Annotated in this window: 18 protein-coding genes; 14 read left to right on the top strand and 4 right to left on the bottom strand. The window is 72.2% G+C overall.

The features are described from left to right. Nucleotide 1 precedes the first annotated feature (1 nt). Genes ACFY3C_RS07315 through ACFY3C_RS07290 form a run of 6 tightly spaced genes read left to right on the top strand, consistent with a single transcriptional unit; the run spans nucleotide 2 to nucleotide 5,502 of the window. Complete coding sequence (locus ACFY3C_RS07315; RefSeq protein WP_390770057.1) at nucleotides 2-910, top strand: ABC transporter substrate-binding protein; 909 nt, start codon at nucleotides 2-4, stop codon at nucleotides 908-910. After that, nucleotides 907-1,719 (top strand): ABC transporter permease, encoded by an 813-nt coding sequence (locus tag ACFY3C_RS07310; RefSeq protein WP_390770056.1) that lies wholly within the window; start codon nucleotides 907-909, stop codon nucleotides 1,717-1,719. The genes ACFY3C_RS07315 and ACFY3C_RS07310 overlap by 4 nt, the downstream gene beginning before the upstream one ends. Then, a complete protein-coding gene (locus ACFY3C_RS07305) occupies nucleotides 1,716-2,555 on the top strand; it encodes an ABC transporter permease (protein ID WP_390770055.1) in 840 nt (279 codons plus the stop codon). The genes ACFY3C_RS07310 and ACFY3C_RS07305 overlap by 4 nt, the downstream gene beginning before the upstream one ends. Next, the gene (mdlC, locus tag ACFY3C_RS07300) at nucleotides 2,552-4,165 is read left to right on the top strand and encodes a benzoylformate decarboxylase (protein WP_390770054.1); all 1,614 of its coding nucleotides are present in this window, start codon (nucleotides 2,552-2,554) and stop codon (nucleotides 4,163-4,165) included. The genes ACFY3C_RS07305 and mdlC overlap by 4 nt, the downstream gene beginning before the upstream one ends. A 3-nt stretch (nucleotides 4,166-4,168) precedes the next feature. Next, entirely contained in the window at nucleotides 4,169-4,921 is a 753-nt protein-coding gene (locus ACFY3C_RS07295) for an ABC transporter ATP-binding protein (protein WP_386577563.1), read from the top strand. A gap of 47 nt (nucleotides 4,922-4,968) precedes the next feature. Then, nucleotides 4,969-5,502 (top strand): hypothetical protein, encoded by a 534-nt coding sequence (locus tag ACFY3C_RS07290; protein WP_386577562.1) that lies wholly within the window; start codon nucleotides 4,969-4,971, stop codon nucleotides 5,500-5,502. A gap of 46 nt (nucleotides 5,503-5,548) precedes the next feature. Here the strand turns inward: ACFY3C_RS07290 and ACFY3C_RS07285 are convergent, their stop codons facing one another. The 3 genes from ACFY3C_RS07285 to ACFY3C_RS07275 form a co-directional block, all read right to left on the bottom strand. Further along, entirely contained in the window at nucleotides 5,549-8,191 is a 2,643-nt protein-coding gene (locus ACFY3C_RS07285) for a WD40/YVTN/BNR-like repeat-containing protein (RefSeq protein ID WP_390770053.1), read from the bottom strand. Between the two features lie 163 nt (nucleotides 8,192-8,354). Next, nucleotides 8,355-9,461, bottom strand: coding sequence for a GNAT family N-acetyltransferase (locus tag ACFY3C_RS07280; RefSeq protein WP_390770052.1), 1,107 nt, complete (start codon nucleotides 9,459-9,461; stop codon nucleotides 8,355-8,357). A gap of 315 nt (nucleotides 9,462-9,776) precedes the next feature. Further along, nucleotides 9,777-10,646: a helix-turn-helix transcriptional regulator gene (locus tag ACFY3C_RS07275; RefSeq protein WP_390770051.1), complete on the bottom strand. Its 870-nt coding sequence runs from the start codon at nucleotides 10,644-10,646 to the stop codon at nucleotides 9,777-9,779. Between the two features lie 140 nt (nucleotides 10,647-10,786). On the opposite strand from ACFY3C_RS07275, the gene ACFY3C_RS07270 reads away from it, so the two are divergent. The 8 genes from ACFY3C_RS07270 (at nucleotide 10,787) to ACFY3C_RS07235 (ending at nucleotide 19,231) form a co-directional block, all read left to right on the top strand. Then, entirely contained in the window at nucleotides 10,787-11,536 is a 750-nt protein-coding gene (locus ACFY3C_RS07270; RefSeq protein ID WP_390770050.1) for an SDR family oxidoreductase, read from the top strand. A 46-nt stretch (nucleotides 11,537-11,582) separates the two neighbouring features. After that, nucleotides 11,583-12,491, top strand: a complete 909-nt coding sequence (locus ACFY3C_RS07265) for an SDR family oxidoreductase (RefSeq protein ID WP_390770049.1) — start codon at nucleotides 11,583-11,585, stop codon at nucleotides 12,489-12,491. A 26-nt stretch (nucleotides 12,492-12,517) separates the two neighbouring features. Continuing rightward, nucleotides 12,518-12,733: a tautomerase family protein gene (locus ACFY3C_RS07260; protein ID WP_097258166.1), complete on the top strand. Its 216-nt coding sequence runs from the start codon at nucleotides 12,518-12,520 to the stop codon at nucleotides 12,731-12,733. Between the two features lie 76 nt (nucleotides 12,734-12,809). Beyond that, complete coding sequence (locus ACFY3C_RS07255; RefSeq protein ID WP_386577556.1) at nucleotides 12,810-13,238, top strand: PaaI family thioesterase; 429 nt, start codon at nucleotides 12,810-12,812, stop codon at nucleotides 13,236-13,238. A 681-nt stretch (nucleotides 13,239-13,919) separates the two neighbouring features. Next, nucleotides 13,920-16,082, top strand: coding sequence for a TIM-barrel domain-containing protein (locus tag ACFY3C_RS07250; protein WP_390770350.1), 2,163 nt, complete (start codon nucleotides 13,920-13,922; stop codon nucleotides 16,080-16,082). 133 nt (nucleotides 16,083-16,215) lie between these two features. Next, nucleotides 16,216-17,430, top strand: coding sequence for a chitinase (locus ACFY3C_RS07245; RefSeq protein ID WP_386577554.1), 1,215 nt, complete (start codon nucleotides 16,216-16,218; stop codon nucleotides 17,428-17,430). Between the two features lie 207 nt (nucleotides 17,431-17,637). Beyond that, nucleotides 17,638-18,090 (top strand): hypothetical protein, encoded by a 453-nt coding sequence (locus tag ACFY3C_RS07240; protein ID WP_386577553.1) that lies wholly within the window; start codon nucleotides 17,638-17,640, stop codon nucleotides 18,088-18,090. Between the two features lie 160 nt (nucleotides 18,091-18,250). Continuing rightward, the gene (locus ACFY3C_RS07235; protein WP_390770048.1) at nucleotides 18,251-19,231 is read left to right on the top strand and encodes a hypothetical protein; all 981 of its coding nucleotides are present in this window, start codon (nucleotides 18,251-18,253) and stop codon (nucleotides 19,229-19,231) included. A gap of 58 nt (nucleotides 19,232-19,289) precedes the next feature. On the opposite strand, the gene ACFY3C_RS07230 is transcribed toward ACFY3C_RS07235, so the two are convergent. Beyond that, a complete protein-coding gene (locus ACFY3C_RS07230) occupies nucleotides 19,290-22,664 on the bottom strand; it encodes a pyruvate carboxylase (RefSeq protein WP_390770047.1) in 3,375 nt (1,124 codons plus the stop codon). Nucleotides 22,665-22,669: the final 5 nt, after the last annotated feature.

Genomic DNA, 22,669 nt, shown 5'->3' with positions numbered 1-22,669 from the left:
CGTGGCACTCATCCTCGCGGGCTGTGAGAGCGCGGGCTCCTCCTCCGACCACGGCCGGCAGGAGCTGACCGTGGCGGCTCTGCCGCTCACCGACTCGGCGGCCCTCTATCTCGCCCGGGACCGGGGACTGTTCGCCAAGGAGGGTCTGGACGTGCGCATCCGGCCCGTGCAGCAGAGCATCCAGGCGCTGCCCGCGCTGATCAAGGGCCAGGTGAGCGTGATCGCGAGCGCGAACTACGTCACCTACCTCCAGGCGTACGAGAAGGGCACTCTGGACCTGCGCATCCTCGCCGAGGGCGTCCGGATCGCCCCGCACATGATGGACGTCCTGGTGCCCAAGGACTCGGCGGTCAGGACTCCGGCGGACCTCGCGGGCAAGAAGGTCGCCGTCGCCGTCCTCAACAACATCCAGTCGCTGACCCTGAACGCGATCCTCGACGCCAAGGGCGTCGGCCGGCCGGTCTACCGGCAGATCCTCTTCCCGCAGATGGGCCCCGCCCTTGAGCAGGGCCAGGTGGACGCCGTCCACGCCGTCGAGCCCTTCGACAGCGCGATCCAGGGCGAGTTGGGCGCCCGGGTGCTGCTGGACGGCGACTCACCGCCGGTGCAGGGCCTGCCGGCCAGCGGATACGTCACCACGCGGGACTTCGTGCAGAAGCACCCGAAGGCGGCAGCGGGCTTCCGGCGCGCCATCGAAGCGGCCTCGAAGATCGCCGCCCGGGACCCGGGCGGCGTACGCGCGGAGCTGCCGAAGTACACCAAGGTGACCGCGGACCAGGCCAAGTCGCTCCACCTGCCGACGTACCCGGTGACCGCCGACCCCGCGCAGCTGCGCCGTCTCGTCCGGCTCATGCGTGACCAGGGCCTGCTGAAGAAGGACGTCGACCCGGCGCCCCTGCTGGCCCGATGACACGGCGTCAGGAGTTCCTGCTCGGCGTCCTCGGCGCGGCTGTGGCCTTCGGCGCCTGCGAGACGGTCAGCCGGGCCGGGATCGTCCGGCGCAGCTATCTGCCGCCCGCCTCCGAAGTCCTGGCCCGGGCCGCGCGGTTGGCGGGCGACGGGACCTTCCTCGACGGGATCGGGGCCACGCTGCGGGCCTGGGCACTGGGCCTCGGCCTCGCCTGTGCGATCGCCGTACCGCTGGGGCTGCTGCTGGGCACGGTACCCGTCCTGGAGGCCGCCCTGCGCGCGGTCGTGGAGTTCCTGCGGCCGCTGCCGTCCGTCGCACTGATCCCGCTGGTGTCGCTGCTGCTCGGGTCGGGCACCGGCGCGGAGGTGACGCTGATCGCGTACGCGTCCGTGTGGCCGGTGCTGTTCAACACCGTGTACGGCCTCGCCGAGACCGATCCGCTGGCCAAGGACACCCTGCGGGCCTTCGGCTTCGGGCGACTCGGGGTGCTGCTACGGGTGGACCTGCCGGGCGCCGCCCCGTTCATCGCCGCCGGGGTGCGGATCTCCGCCGCGGTCGCCCTCATCCTGGCCGTCGCCTCGGAGATCCTCTCCGGGTTCGGCGAGGGGCTGGGCATCTTCATCGCCCAGGCGCAGACGGCCACGGACGGCGCCCGGGACGTCCTGGCGGGAGTCCTGTGGGCGGGGACCCTCGGTCTGGTGATCAACGGCCTTCTGGTCGGCGCGGAGCGGCGGTTGTTCGCGTGGGCCCATGAACCCCGGGGCGGACCGGGGCGGTTCGGGCCGGGACGGCAAGGGGCCGGCGCATGACGGCGGACGCACAGCTCGGCCGCCGGACCCTGCGCGGCTCGGCGACCCACCGGGCCCGGACCGCCGTACCCTTCCTGCTGCGCTGGTCGGTACTGCTGCTCGCCGTCGCCTGCTGGGAGGCGGCCGCCCGCGCGCACGGCAGCGTGTACTTCCCGCCCCCGCTCCGCATCGCCCGCCACGCCCACGACCTGTGGTTCTCCGGGCCCGTCGGGCATCTCTTCCTCACCACCGCGGCCGTCGACGACATCCTGCCCAGCCTCGGCCGGATGGCGGCAGGCTTCGTGATCGCGGCGGTCTCCGGAATCCTGCTGGGCATCGCGGTGGGCCACTCGCGACGGGCGTACGCACTGTGCAACGCAGTGCTCCAGTTCGCGCGCGCCGTCCCGCCGCCCGCCCTGGTGCCGGTGTTCGTCGTCGTCTTCGACTTCGGCACGCCGATGCAGGTGGCGTCGATCGCGTTCAGTGCCGTGTGGCCGGTGCTGGTCAACGCGGCGGAGGGCGCCCGGGCCACGGATCCGCTGCGGCTGGAGGTGGCGGCGGTGCTGCGGCTGACGGGGCCCGAGCGGCTGTGGTTCCTCGTCCTGCCGTCCGCGCTGCCCCGGATCTTCGCCGGGCTCCGGCTGAGCCTGTCGCTGTGCCTGATCCTGATGGTCTTCTCGGAGCTGCTGCCGGGCACAGCCGACGGGATCGGCTTCACGCTCACCGACGCCCAGTCGCGTTCCGACCTGCTCACCGTGTGGGCTGCGCTGATGCTGCTCGGCGTGCTCGGGTATCTCCTCAACACCGGACTGCTCGCGGTCGAGAGGCGGATCGTCGGCCCAAGGAGGGCTTCGTGACGGCAACGGTGCGCGACGCGGTGGTCCGGTTCCTGCGTGACACCGGCATGACCACCGTCTTCGGCAATCCGGGCTCCACGGAACTGCGCATGTTCCGTGACTGGCCGGACGACTTCACCTACGTACTCGGCCTGCAGGAGTCGACCGCCGTGGGCATGGCCGCCGGACACGCCCTCGGCACCCGGCGCGCGGCCTTCGTCAGCCTGCACTCGGCGGGCGGGGTGGGGCACGCGCTCGGCGCCGTCTTCAACGCCTTCCGCGACCGGGTGCCCCTGGTCGTCGTGGCCGGCCAGCAGGCACGCTCGCTGATCCAGCTGCGGCCGTTCCTCGGCGCCGACGAACCGGCCCTGTTCCCGCGCCCGTACGTGAAGTCCGCCCGCCAGCCGGAGCGGGCCGAGGACGTGCCGGGCGTGCTCGCCGAGGCGTACCGGATCGCGATGACGCCGCCACGTGGCCCGGTCTTCGTCTCCGTCCCCGAGGACGACTGGGACCGGCCCGCCGAGCCCGTCAAGCCCCGCACGGTGCACTCCGCGTTCACGGCCGACCCGGAGGCCCTCGCCGCGCTCGCCGCCCGGCTCGGCTCGTGCGCCCGCCCGGCCCTGGTGGTCGGCCCCGGTGTGGACGACGAGGACGCGCTGGAGGAGGTCCGGGAGCTGGCCGAGCGGATCCGCGCCGGGGTGTGGATCAGCCCCCTGTCCGGCCGCTCCGGGTTCCCGGAGTCGCACCCGCTGTTCCAGGGGTTCCTGCCCCCGGTCGCCGGGCCGCTGGCCGCGCGCCTGGCCGCGTACGACGCGGTGGTGGCCCTGGGCGCCCCGGTGTTCACCTACCACGTGAGCGACGACGGGCCGCCCCTGGCGCCGGGCACCGACCTGTTCCACCTGGACTGCGATCCGGGCCAGGCCGCCTGGCTGCCCACCGGCACCAGCATCCTGACGACCCTGCGGCCCGCCCTGACCCGGCTCACGCAGCTGCTGAAGGAGCTGAAGGAAACGGACCGCGACCCGCCGCCGCCCCGCCCCGCGTCCCCGGCCGCCCGTGCCACCGAGCACATCACACCGGAACTGTTCTTCGACCTGCTCGCCGCCCGGCTGCCGCGCGACCGGGTGCTCGTCGAGGAGGCCCCCAGTCACCGGGACGCCCTGCACGCGCGCGTGCCCGTCGACCTGAGCGGCGGCTTCCTCACCACGGGCAGCGGCGCGCTCGGCTGGGGTCTGCCGCTGGCGGTGGGCCGCGCCCTCGCCGACCGGCGCAGGCTGGTGTGCGTGGTCGGCGACGGTTCGGCGCTCTACTCCGTGCAGGCACTGTGGAGCGCGGCCCGGTACGCGGCGCCGGTCACCTACGTCCTCCTGGACAACGGCGGTTACGCGGCCGTCCGCGCGCTGGGCCGCCGGATCGGTGTCGAGCCCGTCCCCGGCACGGACATCGGCGGCATCGACTTCGCGGCCCTCGCCGAGTCGTTCGGCTGCCCGGCGGCCCGCGCCGAGCACCCCGACGAGCTGCCGGCCGCCCTGGACCACGCCCTGGGCCGGGGTGACGACGCGGGCCCGTTCCTGCTCCGGCTGCGGGTGGCCGGCAGCGCGGGCACCCTGTACGAGCCCTGGGCCGGGTGACGGATGCTGCGCCTCGACTCGATGACCCGCCGCTTCGGCGACCATCTCGTACTGGACCGCGTCGACCTCACCGTGCCCGAGGGCCAGCTGCTGTGCGTGGTCGGGCCGTCGGGCTGCGGAAAATCCACACTGCTGCGGACCATCGCCGGGCTGCTGCCCGCGGACGAGGGCACGATCACGATCGACGGCGCACCGGTGACCGGCGTGCCCGACCGACTCGCGGTCGTGTTCCAGGAGTACGGCCGCTCGCTGCTGCCCTGGCTCAGCGTCCGCGACAACGTGGCCCTTCCGCTGCGGCGCCGTGGCCTCGGCCGGGCCGCGCGGCGCGCCGAGGCCGAGGCCATCCTGGAGCGCGTCGGCCTGCACGGGGTGGCCCGCCGGCATCCCCGGCAGCTCTCGGGCGGCATGCAGCAGCGCGTCGCCATCGCCCGCGCGCTGGTCTGCCGCCCCTCCCTGCTGCTCATGGACGAGCCGTTCGGCTCCCTGGACGCCCGTACCCGCGAGGACCTGGAGGACCTGCTCCTCGAAGTGCACCGCGCCGACGGCACGACCATCGTGTTCGTCACCCACGACATCGACGAGAGCGTGTACGTCGGCGACCGTGTCGTCGTCCTCTCCTCCGGCCCCGGCTCCCGCGTCGTGCGAGACCTGCCGGTCGACCTGCCCGGCAAGCGCGACCAGATCAGCACGCGGAGCCTGCCCGGGTTCGTGGCGCTGCGCACGGAGGTGGGCCGGGCGGTGCGGCAGGGTGACTGAGGCGGGGGCATCCTGGGAGACGTACCGAGAGGCCGGGAGGTGTGGGCATGCGGTGGTGGGCCGGTGGGTGCGTGGTGGCCGCGGTCGTCGTGCTGGCGGGGTGCGGGGCGCCGGCCGGCGGGGCCGGGACAGCGGGTACGGGGGCGTCCGGGAGTGGCTCGCCGCGGCCGTCGTCCCCGGCACGCGCCTCCGAATCGTCCGGTGGCGCGGCCACGCCCACGGCGGCTTCCTCCGCGTCGGCCGGAAACTGTGCCGCCGGGCACGTGGAGGTCACCGTCTCCCCCGGTGACCGGGTCCGGGAGCTGTGTGTACGGCCCGGCACCGTGGTGACGCTTCTCCTGCGGCCGCGGCTGGACGACAAGCGCTGGACGGCTGCGCTGAGTTCCCTGCCCGCCCTTGTCGTGCCCGCAGGCTGGCGCGTGGACCCGGACGGCACCGCGCACGCCACCCTGCGCTGCGCGGGCACCCGGGGCGGTGCCGCCCGGGTCACCGTCTCGGCGAAGGCGCCGGACATCGCGGGTGCCCCGCGCGGTGTCTTCACGCTGGACGTGAACGTGGTGCCGTATACGCAGAACGGGTGACCCCCAGGGTCAGCGGGGTCACCCGTTCCGCACGCGTCCGCGTCGCTCAGTCGAGGTCGCGGAGCCTGATGGTGTAGATGCCCCGGCCGTGGGTGGCCGCGTACAGGGTGCGGCCGTCGGGACTCGTTTTCAGCTGGAGGACGGCGACGGCCGGGAGGTCGCCGACGCGCTGCCACGTCGTACGGCCCGGTGCGCGGTAGACGACGCCGAGGTCGGTGGCCACGGCGAGGCCGCCGTCCGCCGTCACCAGGGCGGAGTCGGTCGGCACGTCCGGGAGGTTCACCGAGACGTCCTTCCAGGTGGTGCCGCCGTCCGTGGACTCGAAGACATGGCCGACGCCCGCGCCCGGGCCCTCGGTCCAGTGCCGGGAGAAGCCGTTGACCGCGAGGAAGACGTGGTCGGCGTTCTTCGGGTCGACGGCGAAGCCGCTGAGGTAGCGGTTGGGTACGGTCCCGTCCACCGGCAGGGTGATGTCGTGCCAGCCGGTGCCGTCCGCGTTGCCGACGGCGATGCCACGGGCGAAGCCCTGGTTGTTGCACGGTCCGCACCAGGCGGCGTAGATCTTCCCGCCGGAGGCGGCGACGGCGGTCGCGACGCGTCCGGCGCCGAAGTCGTGCACGCTCGTCCACTCGGAGCCGCTGCGGATGGCGTAGCCGTGGGTCTGCACCCAGATGTGGCGGCCGCCGGCGATCCAGGTGGAGCCGTTCTTCAGGTCCGTCGCGAGCGGGGCGATGAAGCGGGCCTCACTGGTGGCGTTGTCGGGCGGGGCGACGCCGTACGAGGTGGCCTTGCTCGCGTCGGTGGTCCAGCTGCCGTCGTTGACCGCGCAGTTCTGGGTGACCTGGACGGCGAGGTAGACGTACTCCTCGGCGATGTTGCAGCCGTTGGCGGGATCGGTCAGGGTGTCGCCGCCGTCGCCGCCGAAGTTGGAGCCCATCACCTTGTCGTTGCCCCGCAGGACGGACTGGCCGTTGTCCTGCAGGCCGCCGGTGACGGACAGGCCGCCGTGGTCGAGGTCCTTGCCGATGCCGACGGAGTAGTACTGGAGGGTGTCGATGGTGCCGTCGTTGAGCGAGGTCCAGTCGGTGGCGTGGCCGGAGGCGTCCTGGGAGCCGTCGGCCGGGCGCTTGTAGACACCGCCGTCGTTGCCGACGTACACGAAGCTCTTGCCGTGGTAGCGGCCGATCGCCACGCCGTGCTGGTCGGAGTGGGTGGTCTGGTGGCAGTCACCGGTCTGCTTGGCGGGGTCGATGCTCCAGCAGGAGAAGGTGAAGTTCCAGTACGGGCCGACGGTGGACCAGTTGGCGCCGCCGTCCTTGGTCTCGTAGACCTCCTCGAGACCGGCGTACACGTGCTGCGGGTCGCTCGGGTCGACCGTGAGGAACTGGTTGTACCAGGCTTGGACGCCCGGCATGTAACCCGGGGAGGTCAGCGCCGAGTTGTCGGCGGCCAGTCCCTTGTAGTCGGCGATCTTCGTCCAGGGGCCGGTCGGTGAGCCGGACTTGGAGACGAAGATGCCCTCCAGGCCGCTGTCCGGGTTGGTGTTCAGCTGCTCCGGTGACTGCTCGATGGCGTAGTAGCGGGAGCCGTCGGCGGAGCGGGCGAAGGTGACGTTGCCGACGTTGTCGGCGTCGCCGGGCAGGTCACCGAGGCCGCTGGTGATCCGCGTCCAGGTGCCGCCGGTCTCGGTGTAGAAGCCGTTGTAGTCGTCGCCGCTGCGCCAGCCGACGGCCAGGACCACCTTGGACGGGTCCTTGGGGTCGATGGCGATGTCGTTGGCGATGTTCTTGTACGGGGCGCTCGGGTCGCCGGCCTTGGAACCGCCCGGCAGATAGTCGGGGTTGGGCGCGAACTCCAGCTTCCAGGGGCCGCTCAGCTTCTTCGTGGAGTGGCTCCAGACACCCGCGCTGGTGGCCGCCCACACCTTGCCGCCACCGAAGCGCAGTTCGTGGATGGTGGTGCTCTCCAGTTCGTCGCCGCCGACGCGGCGGCGCGGGGAGAACGTGCCGTGGTGCGGGTGGGACAGGACGTACACGCCACTGCCGAGGTAGGCGTCGGCATTGGTGGTGGCCTCGCCGGTGCCCAGCCACAGCCGGCCTCCGCCGTCGAGGGCGAGGGCGCCGGTGGACTGCGCGGGCAGCCGGTCGCTGATGGGCTGCCAGTGGCCGCCTCCGCTGCGCGAGCGCCAGACGCCGCCTCCGGCGCTGCCCGCGTAGACGTAGCCGCCGCCGTCGGCCGCGATCGCGGCCATCCGGCCGGTCACATTGCCCGAGCCACCACTGGAGTTGGAGTCGATGTCGCGGTAGCGCGGGTCATCGGAGTTGTACGGCAGGCCGGTGATGTGGCGCCACCTGCCGTCCGTGCTCGGCAGGTTCCTGAGGTCGCGCCAGGCGGCGCCGTACGCGCCCGGTGCGACGACACCGGGTGAGGTGCGGGCCTCCGCGTACTGGTCGGCGCCCTCGGCGATCTCGTCCGCCTCGTTGCCGTCGTCGTCATCGGCCTTGAGGTGCGGCGACATGGCACCCACCGACTGCACTCGCTCCTTGGCGAGTTGGCCGAGCGTACGGACTCCGAAGGGGCTGATGCCGCCGCGGCCGGAGGCGGCGGACGGGGGTATCGCGACGAGCGCGGCGGACGCGGTGAGCGCACAGACGGTGAACCACCGTCTTCTGCGGGTGGGCACGGACAACGGGGACCTCCCAGAGGGGCATCGATTGCCGTCGCAGGAGACCCGACCACGCGGACGGGGAATCGTCCGCAACTTGACGCACTTTTGACACGAACCTGCCAGTAGATAAGGGGCCGGCCCGCAAATTTTCAGCGCGGTCGGCGCCGGGTGACGTCCCTCCGCGTCACTCCCTGCGACCTGACGCGTCTGACAGGCCCTGGGTGCGCAGTCGGCCGGCGGTCTTCAGGAGGCGGTCGGCGGGCTCGCGCAGCCGGGGATGGGCGAGGACCGTGTTGCGCAGGCCGCGTACCGGTCTGCGCCACAGCCGCTGCGCCATGGCCACGGGGTGGGCGCGGGCGGCGAAGCCCTCGCCGACCCGCAGTTCACGGGTCTTGAGCCAGTCCTTGTACTCCTTGTCGCCGCGCCCCAGGTCGACCAGGGTCACCCCGTTGCGGGCGGCCGCCTCGGCGGTCCTCAGGTGCATCATCAACCCGGGCGAGTAGTAGTGCAGTTCGGGGTCGTACGCGGTGAACCAGGCCGCCAGGACGGTGCTGGAGCGCGGGCCGAAGTGGGCGGCGACCGGGCGGTCCCCGGCGTACAGCACGGACAGCACCCCGGTGAAGTGCTCCTCGCGGACATGGAAGAGGTGGTCCACCAGGTCCACGATCCAGGGCCGTGAGAACCGGTCCATGCGTCCCGTCCGGCGGTACTGGGCGGACTTCCACTCCATGAGCGTGCGCAGGGCCATCGGGTCCCGCTCGTCGAACTCGAACCGCACCTCGCCGATGTCCCGCCCGAGCCGGCGTTCCTTCTTCAGCGTCGTCTTGGCCAGCCCCGGGTAGGCGCCGCGCAGCCACTGCGCATAGCTGGCGTCACCGGGCTTCACGTCGATCACCGGTGAGGCGAAGGTGCCGGTGACATGCGGGGCGAACGGCCGCTGTTCCTGGACGAGATGGTCGAACTCGAAGATGCTGAGCCCGCAGGCGCGCAGCAGCTCCGCGGCGTCCCAGGTGACCCCGGGCCGGTGCACCAGGGCCTGGCAGTCGGACAGCCCGAGTCCGATGGCCCGGCCGGTGCCCAAGGGCCCTCTTTCGTACGGGAAGAAGCCGACGGGTTCCCCGCCCTCCCGCAGGATCGCCACCCGGGCTCCGCCCCGCTGACGGCCCACCCCGATGGTGAACTCCGGTGCCAGGAACGGGTTGGCGTACTCGGGTGACTCGTCCATCGCCCGGTGCCAGGCGGCGCGCAGCGCGGAGGTCAGGTCACCGGGTCTGTGGATCGTGATCTCCACGTCAGCTCGACCGCCCTTCCGCCGGCTCCGCGAGTGATCTCTCGCGTACGGCACAGGCCGGCCTGGCGTGTGGAACTTCGTGTGGGCCATGGCTCATGGATCGCATGGGCGATCACTCCCCCCCCCATGACGCGCCGGGCGCGTCCTGCCATCTCTTCTGCTGACTCCGACTCCCCACCGTGCGCCAGTGCTCAAACGTCGCGAAACCGTACGCACACTGTCAAGGGTGCCTCGGGCGACGGATGGTCCGCCACGGGTCTGCGGACATCGGTGACGAGTCAGGACGCATGGCGTGAACCGTGCGCCCCCCTTGCCTCAGCCCGGCCGGCGCTCCGACCGGTCCGCGCCCGCCGTCATGTCCTGGGTGCCGATCACCGACAGCAGTTCCAGCTGCGCGGCGCCCTCGGTGCCGGGCGGCGCGCTGAACCACAGCAGGCGCTGGCGGCCGTCCTCGCTGAACAGGTTGTGGCAGTCGAGTTCGATGACGCCGAGCGCGGGATGGACGATCCGTTTGTGGTCGGTGCGGCGCAGAGCCACGTCCCGCTGCTCCCAGAGCGCGGCGAACTCCTCGCTGCGCCGGCGCAGCGCGGCCACCATACGGGCGACCTCGGCGTCCTTGGCCCGGCGGGCGGCGACCGCCTGCAGGTCGGCGACGAAGACCCGGGAGTGGTGCGGGTGGTCCTCGACGGGGTAGACGGCGCGGGCGGCGGGGTCGGTGAACCAGCGGTGGACGAAGCTCGCCTCGGGCCCCCGGGTGGCCGGGGGCGGGCCGAGGAGCGCCAGGGCGAGCGGGTTCTGGGCGAGGGTCTCGTGCAGGTCGTTGATGATCTGCGCGGGGGTGGTGGTGAGCCGGTCCAGCAGGCCCAGCAGGGCGGGCTGGGCGTGTACCGCGGTGCTGTGGGCGGTCGGCACGGGGCGCTCGGCGAGGTGGAAGAGGTGGTCGCGCTCGTCGCCGCTCAGCCGCAGGGCGCGGGCGAGGGCGGCCAGCACCTGTGCGGAGGGCTGGGCGCCGCGGCCGCGCTCAAGCTCGGTGTAGTAGTCGGCGGAGAGCCCGGCCAGCTGCGCGACCTCCTCGCGCCGCAGTCCCGGGACCCGGCGGCGGGGCCCGGCGGGCAGGCCGACGTCGGCGGGACGGACCCGGTCACGGCGGGACTTCAGGAAGGCGGCCAGCTCCGAGTGGTTCACGCCCCCATCGTCACCCCTGCCACGGTGCGGAACCAGGGGTTGCCGACCCCAGGGTGAGGCGAGCCGTGGCTGCCGCACGGACCTCGGCCCAGGCTGGAGGCGCACCCAGGAACCGCCCCTCCGGCACTCAGGAGTCCCCCATGTCCACGCAGGAAACCGCAGCCCCCCGTGTCGCCGTCGTCACCGGCGGCTCCCGCGGCATCGGCCGCGAGACGGTGACCCGGCTCGCCGCCGACGGCTATGCCGTGGTGGTCGGGTACGCGGGCAACCGCGACCTGGCCGAGGCCGCCGTCAAGGACGTCACCGCGGCCGGCGGCCGTGCGGTCGCCGTCCGGGCCGACGTCGCCGACGAAGGACAGGTCGGCAAGCTGTTCGAGACGGCGGCCCGCGAGTTCGGCGGAGTCGACGTCGTGGTGCACGCGGCCGGCCGGATGTACCTCGCGCCGATCGCCGAGCTGGACCTCACGGAACTGGACGCCCTGCACCGCACCAACATCCGCGGCACCTTCGTGGTCGCCCGGCAGGCGGCCCGGACCCTGCGCCGGGGCGGCTCGTTCATCGCCTTCTCCACCTCCGTGGTGGGCCTGTCCTTCCCGGCCTACGGCGCCTACAGCGCCAGCAAGGGCGCGGTCGAGGCGATGATCATGGTGCTGGCCCGGGAGCTGCGCGGCCGGGACATCACCGTGAACGCCGTCGCCCCCGGGCCCACGGCGACCGATCTGTTCCTGGACGGCAAGGACGAGGAGACGGTCGCCAGGCTGGCCGCCCAGCCCCCGCTGGAGCGGCTCGGCACGCCCGCCGACATCGCCGAGGTGGTGGCCTTCCTGGCCTCCCCGGCCGGCCACTGGGTCAACGGGCAGGTCGTACGCGCCAACGGCGGCATCGTCTGACCCCCCCACCTCACCTCCGCTCCTCTCCCTTTCTCTGCGAGGAATCATGACCACCGACACTCCCCTGACCGTCCTGGTCACCGGCGCCTCCAGCGGATTCGGCGCGCTGACCGTGCGCGCGCTCGCCGACGCCGGTCACTCCGTCTACGCGGGCATCCGGCAGACGGCCACCCGCAACGCGCCGGCCGTGGCCGAACTGGACCGGTACGCGGCCGAGCACGGCGTGGCTCTGTACGCGGTCGACCTCGACGTCACCTCCCAGGACTCCGCGGACGCCGCCGTCGCCCGGGTCCTGGCCGCCGAGGGCCGCCTGGACGTGCTCGTGCACAACGCGGGCCACATGGTCACCGGACCCGCCGAGGCCTTCACCCCCGAGCAACTGGCCCAGTCGTACGACGTCAACGTGCTCGGCGCGCAGCGCGTGAACCGGGCCGCGCTCCCCCACCTGCGAGAGCGCGGCGAGGGCCTGCTGGTGTGGATCGGCAGCTCCAGCACCCGGGGCGGCTGCCCGCCGTTCCTGGCGCCGTACTTCGCCGCGAAGGCGGCGATGGACGCGCTGGCGGTCAGTTACGCCGCCGAGCTGGTCCGGTTCGGCATCGACACGGCGATCGTGGTCCCGGGCGCCTTCACCTCCGGGACGAACCACTTCGCGCACGCGGGCACGCCCGCCGACACCGGGCGCGCCGCCGCCTACGACGAGCGTTACGGCTCCCTGCTGGCGGGCCTGGACAAGCGGCTCGGGGCGCTCGTCCCGCCGGACGCGGACGTGGCCGAGGTCGCCGAGGCGGTCGTACGTCTGGTGGACCTGCCCGCCGGCCGGCGGCCGCTGCGCACCCACGTCGACCCGAGCCGCGACGGCAGTGAGGTCGTGTCCGCGGTCGCCGACCGGATCCGCGTCGACTTCTTCCGCCGCGCCGGACTCGAGGGCCTGCTCACTGCCGGCAGCTCGCTCTGACACCCCGTCAACCAAGGAGATCCACCATGCCGTTCGCGAACTTCAAGGTCCCCGCCGGAAGCCTGGACGAGAAGCAGAAGGAGCTGATCGTCACCCGCACCACCGAGCTGTACGCCGAGATCTACGGCGAGCGCGCCCGCGCCACCACGATGGTCCTGGTCGAGGAGGTCGCCGACGGCGGCTGGGGCATCGGGGGCGGGGTGCTGACCCTGGCCATGATCCAGGAGTCGTCCGAGGACTGACTGGCGCACCCCGCCCCGCGGCACCACAGTGGATCACCGTCCGCGGCACCAAGGCACCCACGAAAGGCGGTACTACATGTCCCCCTCCGAGCCGGTCGTCCCGAAACCCGGTGATCTGCTGGCCGTCATGCCGTTCGCGGCCGGGCTGGGCATCGAGTTGCGGGAGGCCACGGCCGAGCGCACCGTCGGGAGCCTGGCCTGGTCACCGGACGTCTGTACGGCGGGCGGTGTGCTGCACGGCGGAGCGCTGATGGCGCTGGCGGACAGCGTCGGCGCCGTGTGCGCCTACCTCAACCTGCCCGAGGGGGCGTCCGGCACCTCGACGGTGGAGTCCAAGACCAACTTCCTGCGCGCGGTCACCACCGGCCACGTCCGTGCCACGGCTCGCCCCCTGCACCTCGGCGGCACTCTGCTGGTGGTGCAGACGGACCTGCACGACGACCGGGACCGGCTGGTCGGGCAGACCACGCAGACCCAGATCGTGCTCCGGAAGAACACCGACTGAGCGTCACCGACACGAAGGCCGGCTCCCGCGGATGGTGGGGCCGGCCTTCGTCGTTCCCGGCCGCGATCCGCATCGCCGTATTGACATGAACCTGCGTCAACCCCGAGGCTTCGTGCGTGAAGTTGCTCGATTGAACCTTGTTTCGAGCGCTTCCGAGCAGCAAGTCCAAGGACAGTCAATCCGCAATGGTGCGATGGGAGCTGTTCCGCCGTGCGAAGAATCCGACACCGTGTGCCGTGGCCGGCCTGGGTTCCGCTGGGGCTGGCGACCGCCCTGGCCGGTACCGTGCTCACCGCCCCGGCACCCGCCGCGGCCGCCGCGACAGCGGCCGGCGCCGTACTCGACTCCGCCCACAGCAGCGTCGACTGGCAGAGCCCGGTCTACGCCAAGGGCACCGGCGGCGGCCCCGAGAGCTGCCCCGGTGCGGCCGACGACCCCGACAGTAAGGTCTGCGACCGCTTCGACCTGACCGTCTCGGTGCCGGGCGGCTACTGGGACGACAACCCCGAGGGCGGGGTGCCGCTGTCGATCAAGTGGGAGAAGCCCTCCGACGACTTCGACCTGTACGTCTACGACGACCACGGCAAGCAGGTGGCGTCCAGCGCCGGCACCGCCAACCCCGAGGCCACGGTGATCCCGCGCGCGTCGGGGACGTACCACGTCCTTGTCGTGCCGTACGACGTGCACGACAACTCCTTCACGGGCACCGCCTATCTGCCCGCGACCACGGACGCCGGCGATCTCACGTCCTTCTCGGGCCGCGACGGGAGCTACACGATCGGCGCGGGCGCGCTCACCGCCCGCGCCGACTTCCTGACGGGAGGCCGGCTCCGGCTCCAGGCGGACCCGTCGGGCTCGCTGAGCGATCCGGCCGGCACGGCCATCGTGCGCAAGCAGCCCGCGCTCCAGCGGCACACCTCGTCCTTCGACGCGGGCGACTACTACGGCATCCGCTCCCGCGAAGCCGTGCTGCGCGTGTACAAGAAGCCGCTGCGGTTCGGGCTCTACAAACCCGACAACCGCACCCGGATCTGGCAGGAGGACAAGCCGCTGCGCTGGTCGACCGGCGGGATGCGGCAGAGCCTCACGCGGGGCACGGACGAGCAGTTCTTCGGCGGCGGCGAGCAGAACGGCAGCTTCTCGCACCGCGGGCAGACCATGTACGTGTCCAACAGCTTCGACTGGAACGAGGGCGGCTACAACAACTCCCAGCCGTTCTACCTCTCCAGCGCGGGCTACGGCGTCTTCCGCAACACCTTCGCGCCGGGCGTGTACACCTTCGGCTCGCCGGTCACCACCGGGCAGCAGGAACGGCGCCTGGACGCCTACTACTTCCTCGGCGACGCGAAGCAGGTCATCGGGAAGTACACGGAGTTGGTGGGCAAGCCCTTCATGCCTCCGGTCTACGGTCTCGAACCCGGGGACTCGGACTGCTATCTGCACAACGCCAACCGGGGCGAGCGGCACACCCTGGACGCCCTGAAGATCGCCGACGGCTACACCGAGAACCAGATGCCGCTCGGCTGGATGCTGGTCAACGACGGCTACGGCTGCGGGTACGAGAACCTGGAGCAGACCGCCAAGGGTCTGCAGGACCACAACGCCCAGCTCGGTCTGTGGACCCAGGACGGCATCGACAAGCTCGCCGACCAGGTCAAGGCCGGCCAGCGGGTGGCCAAGCTGGATGTGGCCTGGGTCGGCAACGGCTACAAGTTCGCGCTGGACGCCTGCGACGCGGCGAAGAAGGGCATCGAGGACAACAGCGACGCGCGCGGCTTCGTGTGGCTGCCGGTGTCCTGGGCGGGCGCCCAGCGGTGCGGGGTGCTGTGGAGCGGCGACCAGAAGCTGTCCTGGGACTACATCCGCTGGCAGATCCCGACCTACGCCGGGGCGACCATGTCCGGCATCGCCTACAACACCGGTGACGTGGGCAGCATCTACCGGCACGACGCCAAGATGTACGCCCGGGACCTGCAGTGGAAGGCGTTCCTGCCGGCCATCATGACGATGGACGGCTGGGCGAGCGACATCACCACCGGTAAGCCCGCCGACCAGCAGCCGTGGCGGGACGGGGAGCCGTACACCTCGGTCAACCGCAAGTACCTGCAGCTGAAGGAGCGGCTGCTGCCGTACATGTACACCCTGTCCGCCGAGGCGGCGAAGACGGGTGTGGGCGCGGTGCGTCCGCTGTGGCTGGAGTACCCGGACGACCCGAACACGCTGGGCGCGCAGGCCAAGTACGAGTTCCTGTCCGGCCGTGACTTCCTCGTCGCCCCGGTCTACCAGGACTCCGACACGCGTGACGGCATCTACCTGCCCAAGGGCACCTGGACCGACTACTGGACCGGCCGCACCTACCAGGGTCCCACCACCCTGAACGGCTACCACGCCCCGCTCGACACGCTCCCGCTGTTCGTGCGAGAGGGCGCGATCGTCCCCATGTGGCCCAAGAGCACGACGAGTTGGCAGACCCGCGACCGGCACGAGCTGGACTGGGACCTGTATCCGTCCACCCACGGCACCAGCCGCTACACGCTGTACGAGGACGACGGCGTGACCCGCCACTTCACCGAGGGCGCGGCCGCCACCCAGCGTGTGTCGGTGCGCGCCGGCACCGGGGGTACGACCGTCTCGGTCGGCGCGAGCAAGGGCGACTACGCGGGCAAGGCGGACGCGCGGACGTACCGGTTCACGGTGCACGGCGACACGGCGCCCGACCACGTCTTCCTCGACGGGCGGAAACTGCCGGACTCCGCCTGGTCGTTCGACAGCGACAGCCGGGTGACGACCATCCGCACCCCGAGCCTGCCGCTCGGCCGCGGTTTCACCCTTCGCCTCACATGAGCAGCATCGAGTAAAGAACTCGTATGGTCTAGTCCAAAGAGACGCTTTGGACTAGACCAACCCATTGACGTGACCGCATCAGCCCCCTGAGGCTGGGGCACCTCCCCACCCCACACCCCTCTGGAGGCACGAAGTGAGACGTCTTCGGGCATGCCTGGGAGCGGCGGCCGCCGTCGGACTGGCCGCCGCGGGCACGACCGCGCTCGTCGCGGGCAACGCCTCGGGCGCGACCACCGCACTGAGCAACCGGTGGTACGCCGCAGCCCCTTACCTGATGCCGCTGGACAACGACCCGCCGGACGCGGCCACCATCATGGACGCCACCGGCCTCAAGGCCTTCCAGCTCGCCTTCATCCTCGCGCCCAACGGCGGCGGCTGCTCCCCGACCTGGGGCGGCACGGCCGCGGTCTCCTCCGACACGGCGGTCCAGGCGGTCATCGACACCATCCGGGCCAAGGGCGGTGACGTCTCCGTCTCCATCGGCGGGTACGGCGGCACCAAGCTCGGGCAGGCCTGTTCGGACGCCGCGTCCACGGCGGCCGCGTACCAGCAGGTCATCACCAAGTACGGGCTGCACGCCATCGACTTCGATCTGGAGGAGCCGGAGTACGAGAACAGCGCGGCGATCAGGAACGAGATCGGCGCCGCGAAGATCCTGCAGCAGAACAACCCGGGTCTGTACGTGTCCGTGACCACGGCCGGCACGGCGGACGGCACCGGCTGGTTCGGCAAGCAGATGCTGCTGGAGGCCAAGTCGCAGGGGTTCACCCCGAACAACTTCTCCATCATGCCCTTCGACGGCGGCTTCAACGGTGCGGCGAGCCAGACCGGCGCGCTGACCAACTTCAACTCGATCCTGCAGTCCACCTTCGGCTGGGACCAGGCGACCGCCTACGCCCACGAGGGCTTCTCGGGCATGAACGGCCGCAGCGACACCGGCGAGTACTTCACGCAGGCCGACTTCCAGACCGTGCTGGACTACGCCACCAGCCACAACATGGACCGGTTCACCTTCTGGTCCCTCAACCGCGACCGCCAGTGCACGCCGGCCGACAACGGCGGCCGTACGTCGGGCACTTGCTCCAGCGTCGCCCAGAACTCCTGGGACTTCGCGAAGTACTCGGTGAAGTTCGCCGGGGTCACCCCACCGACCAACACGCCCACCCCCACGCCCACCCCGACCCCGACCCCGACGTCCTGCAAGACCGCCTGGAGTTCGACGGCGGTGTACACCTCCGGGAACGAGGTCTCGTACAACAAGCACAACTGGAAGGCCAAGTGGTGGACCCAGAACGAGGTGCCCGGCGCCTCCGAGTGGGGTCCGTGGCAGGACGAGGGCGCCTGCTGAACCTCTTGACGTGTCTGGTTCAGACCTCTGGCTTCACGGCTCACCGATGACCAAGGATGCATTCAGTGTTCAGCATGGTGAACGACTCGGGCTGACCGTCCGGCACCCGTGACACGCGGCGCGACCTGCGCGACTGGTGCAACAGGGCGGACGGTCGTAGCGTCGATGTGCACGCGGTCGGACACGGCACGACGGGTGGGAGCGACCATGCGCGGATCTGTGGTGGGAACGGCGGTCACCCTCGCGGCAGGGGCCCTGCTGACAGCGGCCATGACCACGGCCTCGGCGAGCCCGCCCGCCACGGCGCCGAAGGCCGATCCTCCCAAGCCCGTGCTGGTCGACTGCTTCTGGAACCGCCACGTCCGCCCGGCCGACTTCATCCTGGCGTGCGGCGACGGCAACAGCCGCCTGCTCGGGCTCCACTGGTCGCAGTGGGGCTCGCAGGCGGCGACCGCCGTGGGCCTGAACGCGGTCAACGACTGCAAGCCGTACTGCGCGGCGGGCACCTTCCACTCGTACCGGGTGACCGTCCGGCTGGACCGCCCGCGGCCGTGGACGAAGCACCCGGACGTCGAGCACTACACCCGGATGAGCCTCATCTACGAGGGTGCCCGGCCGGAAGGCTTCAAGCAGGTCATGACCTATCCGCTCTGGGACTGACCGCCCACGGCCCGTCACCCGCGCGGGCCGCTCACGGCGCCATGTCGTGGGCCGCGCGGGCGACCCCGCGGCCCGGCTCCCCTTCCCGGTGACCGGCACCCGGCCATCTTTGTGTGACCCCGCACTCCGGTGCCCTGCGCGCCGTACGAAGAGAGGTCACATGCCCCGACTCCCCCGCCCGGCCGGTGCGGCCGCGGCCGCGCTCGCGCTCGGCCTGATCGCGGCGCCGCCCGCCAGCGGCCACGAGCCGACCTTCACCGATGTACGCGTCGTCGCCCACTTCGGCCTGGCCGCCGGGCAGACGCCCGAGAACATCGCGCTCGAACCCGACGGCTCCGCCGACCTCACCTTCGCCCTCGCCCGGCAGGTCGCCCACGTGACGCTCGACGGGGACACCCGGATCCTCGCGACCCTGCCGGCCGTGGCCCATCCGAACACGCCCGTCCTGCACAGCGCCGTCGTCACCGGCATCGCCCGCGGGTACGACGGCACGCTCTACGTCAACTACGCGACCGGAACCCGGGAGACCGGCATCTGGCGGATCCCGGCCGACGGCGGCGCACCCCGGCAGATCGCCCAACTGCCGCCGGACGGACTGCCCAACGGCCTGGCCCTCGACTGGCGCGACGGCGTGCTCTACGCCGCCGACTCCGCGCTGGGCACCGTCTGGCGCGTCCCCCAGTCGGGCGGCACTCCCACGGTGTGGGCGCGGGGCACGCGACTCGATCCGCGCACGGTGCCGTCCGGGGCCGGGTACGGCGCCAACGGCATCAAGGTGCACCGCGGCGCGGTGTGGGTGTCCAACAGCGACCGCGGGACGCTGCTGCGCTTCCCCTTCGCCCCGGACGGCTCCGCGGGCCCGGTCGAGACCCGGGCCACCGGGCTCACCGGCATCGACGACTTCGCCTTCCCCGGGCACGGGAGCAGCGTGCTGGCCGCGCTGAACGGCTCCAGCGAGCTGGTCCTGGCGCTCCGCGACGGCACCCACTCGGTGGCCCTCACCCGTCAGGACGGGCTGTCCAACCCGACCTCGGTGGCCGTGCGCGGCCGGACCGTCTACGTGCCCGGCGCCGCGTACTCGACCCGGCGGGACCCGAATCTGCTCCTGGCCCGTCTGCGGCAGCTCTTCAACCGCTTCTAGCCCGCTGTGCGCTCGCCGCGGCCGGGTGCGGTGTCCCCCGGCCGCGGCGAGCGGTGTCTCAGGCGATCTCGACCAGCAGGTCGCCGCCCTCCACCTGCTGGATCCGGTTGATGGCCAGCCGGGAGACCCGGCCCGCCTTGGGCGCGGTGATCGTGGCCTCCATCTTCATCGCCTCGATGGTGGCGACCGTCGCGCCGGCCGCGACCTCGTCGCCCTCGGTGACCGCGAGCGTCACCACACCGGCGAACGGCGCCGCCACGTGGCCCGGGTTCGCGCGGTCGGCCTTCTCGGTCACCGGCACGTCCGAGGCGGCCGCCCGGTCACGGACCTGGATGGGTCGCAGCTGGCCGTTGAGCGAGGACATCACGGTGCGCATGCCGCGCTCGTCGGCCTCGCCGACCGCCTGCAGCTCGATCAGCAGCCGTACGCCGGGCTCCAGGTCGACGGCGTACTCCTTGGCGGGCCGCAGGCCGTAGAAGAAGGCCTTGCTGTCCAGGACGCTGGTGTCGCCGAAGCTCTGGCGGTGGGTGTCGAACTCGCGGGTCGGACCGGGGAACAGCAGGCGGTTCAGGGTCGCCCGGGGCTCCTTCGCAAGACCGTCGCGGTCCTCGGCGGACAGTTCGGGGGCCGGCTTGGGCTCGCCGCGGCCCTGGAGGGCCTTGGTGCGGAACGGCTCGGGCCAGCCGCCGGGCGGGGTGCCCAGCTCGCCGCGCAGGAAGCCGATGACCGAGTCGGGGATGTCGAACCGGTCGGGGGTCTCCTCGAAGTCCGCCGGGGAGACTCCGGCGCCCACCAGGTGCAGGGCGAGGTCGCCGACCACCTTGGACGACGGGGTGACCTTCACCAGGCGGCCCAGGATGCGGTCGGCGGCGGCGTACATGGCCTCGATGTCCTCGAAGCGGTCGCCGAGACCGAGGGCGACGGCCTGGGTGCGCAGGTTGGAGAGCTGGCCGCCGGGGATCTCGTGGTGGTAGACGCGTCCGGTCGGGGAGGCGAGGCCCGCCTCGAACGGGGCGTAGATCTTCCGCACGCCCTCCCAGTACGGCTCCAGGTCGCCGACGGCCTGGAGGTCGAGCCCGGTGGGCCGCTCGGAGTGATCGGTGGCGGCGACCAGCGCCGACAGCGACGGCTGCGAGGTCGTGCCGGCCATGGAGGCCACCGCGCCGTCCACCGCGTCGGCGCCCGCCTGGATCGCGGCGAGGTAGGTGGCGAGCTGGCCGCCCGCCGTGTCGTGCGTGTGCAGATGCACCGGCAGGTCGAACTCGCGGCGCAGCGCGGACACCAGCTTGGCGGCGGCCGGGGCGCGCAACAGTCCGGCCATGTCCTTCACCGCGATGACATGGGCGCCGGCCTCGACGATCTGCTCGGCGAGGCGCAGGTAGTAGTCGAGGGTGTACAGCCGCTCGGCGGGGTCGTTGAGGTCGGCCGTGTAGCAGAGGGCGACCTCGGCGATCGCGGTGCCGGTCTCGCGGACGGCGTCGATGGCGGGCCGCATCTGGCCGACGTCGTTGAGGGCGTCGAAGATCCGGAAGATGTCGATGCCGGTGGCGGCGGCCTCCTTCACGAAGGCGTCGGTGACCTCGGTCGGGTACGGGGTGTAGCCGACGGTGTTGCGCCCGCGCAGCAGCATCTGGAGGCAGATGTTGGGGACGTCCTCGCGCAGGGCGGCCAGCCGCTCCCACGGGTCCTCGGCGAGGAAGCGCAGCGCCACGTCGTACGTCGCACCGCCCCAGCACTCCAGGGAGAGCAGCTCGGGCAGGGTGCGGGCGACGACCGGGGCGACGGCGAGGAGGTCCCTGGTGCGTACCCGGGTGGCGAGCAGCGACTGGTGGGCGTCGCGGAAGGTGGTGTCGGTGACGCCGATGGTCGGCGACTCGCGCAGGTGCCGGGCGAAGCCCTCGGGGCCGAGGTCGACCAGCCGCTGCCGGGAGCCTGCCGGGGGCTCCCCGGCGGGCAGCGGCGGCAGCTTGGTGACCGGGTCGAGCAGGTCGGGGCGGTTGCCGTGCGGCTTGTTGACGGTGACGTCGGCGAGGTAGGTGAGCAGCTTGGTGCCGCGGTCGGCGGAGCTGCGGGCGGTCAGCAGGTGCGGGCGCTCCTCGATGAAGGAGGTGGTGACCCGCCCGGCCTGGAAGTCGGGGTCGTCCAGGACGGCCTGAAGGAACGGGATGTTGGTGGCCACGCCGCGGATGCGGAACTCGGCGACGGCACGCCGGGCGCGCCCGATGGCGGCCCTCAAGTCACGGCCCCGGCAGGTGAGTTTGACCAGCATCGAATCGAAGTGCGCGCTGATCTCCGTACCCGCGTGGGTGGTGCCGCCGTCCAGGCGGATGCCGGAGCCGCCGGGCGAGCGGTAGGCGCTGATCCGGCCGGTGTCCGGGCGGAAGCCGTTGGCCGGGTCCTCGGTGGTGATCCGGCACTGCAGGGCGGCGCCGCGCAGGGTGACGGTGTCCTGGGACAGGCCGAGGTCGGCGAGGGTCTGGCCGGAGGCGATGCGCAGCTGGGCCTGGACCAGGTCGACGTCGGTGACCTCCTCGGTGACCGTGTGCTCGACCTGGATGCGCGGGTTCATCTCGATGAAGACGTGGTTGCCGTCGCGGTCCAGGAGGAACTCGACGGTGCCCGCGTTGCGGTAGCCGATCTCGCGGGCGAAGCGCACGGCGTCGTCGCAGATCCGGTCCCTGAGGGCCGGGTCGAGGTTGGGTGCGGGCGCCAGTTCGATGACCTTCTGGTGGCGGCGCTGCAGCGAGCAGTCGCGCTCGTAGAGGTGAATGACGTTGCCCTCGCCGTCGGCGAGGATCTGCACCTCGATGTGGCGCGGGTCCACGACGGCCTTCTCCAGGAAGACGGTCGGGTCGCCGAACGCGGAGGCGGCCTCGCGGGACGCGGCCTCGATGGACTCGCGCAGCTGGGCGGGGCCCTCGACCCGGCGCATGCCGCGACCGCCGCCGCCCGCGACCGCCTTGACGAAGACGGGGAAGCCGATCTCCTCGGCGGCGCGGACGAGTTCGTCGACGTCGGTGGAGGGCTCGGACGAGCCCAGCACGGGTACGCCGGCCGCCCGGGCCGCGGCGACCGCGCGGGCCTTGTTGCCGGTGAGCTCCAGCGTGTGCGCGCTCGGCCCGACGAAGGTGATGCCCGCCTCCTCGCAGGCGCGGGCGAGTTCGGGGTTCTCGGACAGGAATCCGTAACCGGGGTAGACGGCGTCGGCGCCCGCCCGGCGAGCGGCGCCCACGATCTCCTCGACGGAGAGATAGGCCCGCACGGGATGTCCCGGTTCCCCGATCTCGTAGGCCTCGTCGGCCTTCAGCCGGTGCAGCGAGTTGCGGTCCTCGTGCGGGAACACGGCGACCGTGCGCGCGCCGAGTTCATAGCCCGCCCGGAACGCGCGGATCGCGATCTCTCCACGGTTGGCGACCAGCACCTTGCGGAACATCCTGG

The sequence above is a fragment of the Streptomyces sp. NPDC001410 genome (assembly GCF_042895235.1).
Classification (GTDB): domain Bacteria; phylum Actinomycetota; class Actinomycetes; order Streptomycetales; family Streptomycetaceae; genus Streptomyces.
Note: the sequence above shows the minus strand (reverse complement) of the source record. Positions and strands in the feature narration are given on the sequence as shown.

Excerpts from the sequence above, each read along its gene's own strand:
- ACFY3C_RS07255 (WP_386577556.1), top strand. The coding sequence starts at position 12,810 with ATGTCCCCCTCCGAGCCGGTCGTCCCGAAACCCGGTGATCTGCTGGCC.
- ACFY3C_RS07270 (WP_390770050.1), top strand. The coding sequence starts at position 10,787 with ATGTCCACGCAGGAAACCGCAGCCCCCCGTGTCGCCGTCGTCACCGGC.
- ACFY3C_RS07235 (WP_390770048.1), top strand. The coding sequence starts at position 18,251 with ATGCCCCGACTCCCCCGCCCGGCCGGTGCGGCCGCGGCCGCGCTCGCG.
- ACFY3C_RS07260 (WP_097258166.1), top strand. The coding sequence starts at position 12,518 with ATGCCGTTCGCGAACTTCAAGGTCCCCGCCGGAAGCCTGGACGAGAAG.
- ACFY3C_RS07310 (WP_390770056.1), top strand. The coding sequence starts at position 907 with ATGACACGGCGTCAGGAGTTCCTGCTCGGCGTCCTCGGCGCGGCTGTG.
- ACFY3C_RS07290 (WP_386577562.1), top strand. The coding sequence starts at position 4,969 with ATGCGGTGGTGGGCCGGTGGGTGCGTGGTGGCCGCGGTCGTCGTGCTG.
- ACFY3C_RS07295 (WP_386577563.1), top strand. The coding sequence starts at position 4,169 with ATGCTGCGCCTCGACTCGATGACCCGCCGCTTCGGCGACCATCTCGTA.
- ACFY3C_RS07240 (WP_386577553.1), top strand. The coding sequence starts at position 17,638 with ATGCGCGGATCTGTGGTGGGAACGGCGGTCACCCTCGCGGCAGGGGCC.
- ACFY3C_RS07305 (WP_390770055.1), top strand. The coding sequence starts at position 1,716 with ATGACGGCGGACGCACAGCTCGGCCGCCGGACCCTGCGCGGCTCGGCG.
- ACFY3C_RS07265 (WP_390770049.1), top strand. The coding sequence starts at position 11,583 with ATGACCACCGACACTCCCCTGACCGTCCTGGTCACCGGCGCCTCCAGC.
- ACFY3C_RS07230 (WP_390770047.1), bottom strand. The coding sequence starts at position 22,664 with ATGTTCCGCAAGGTGCTGGTCGCCAACCGTGGAGAGATCGCGATCCGC.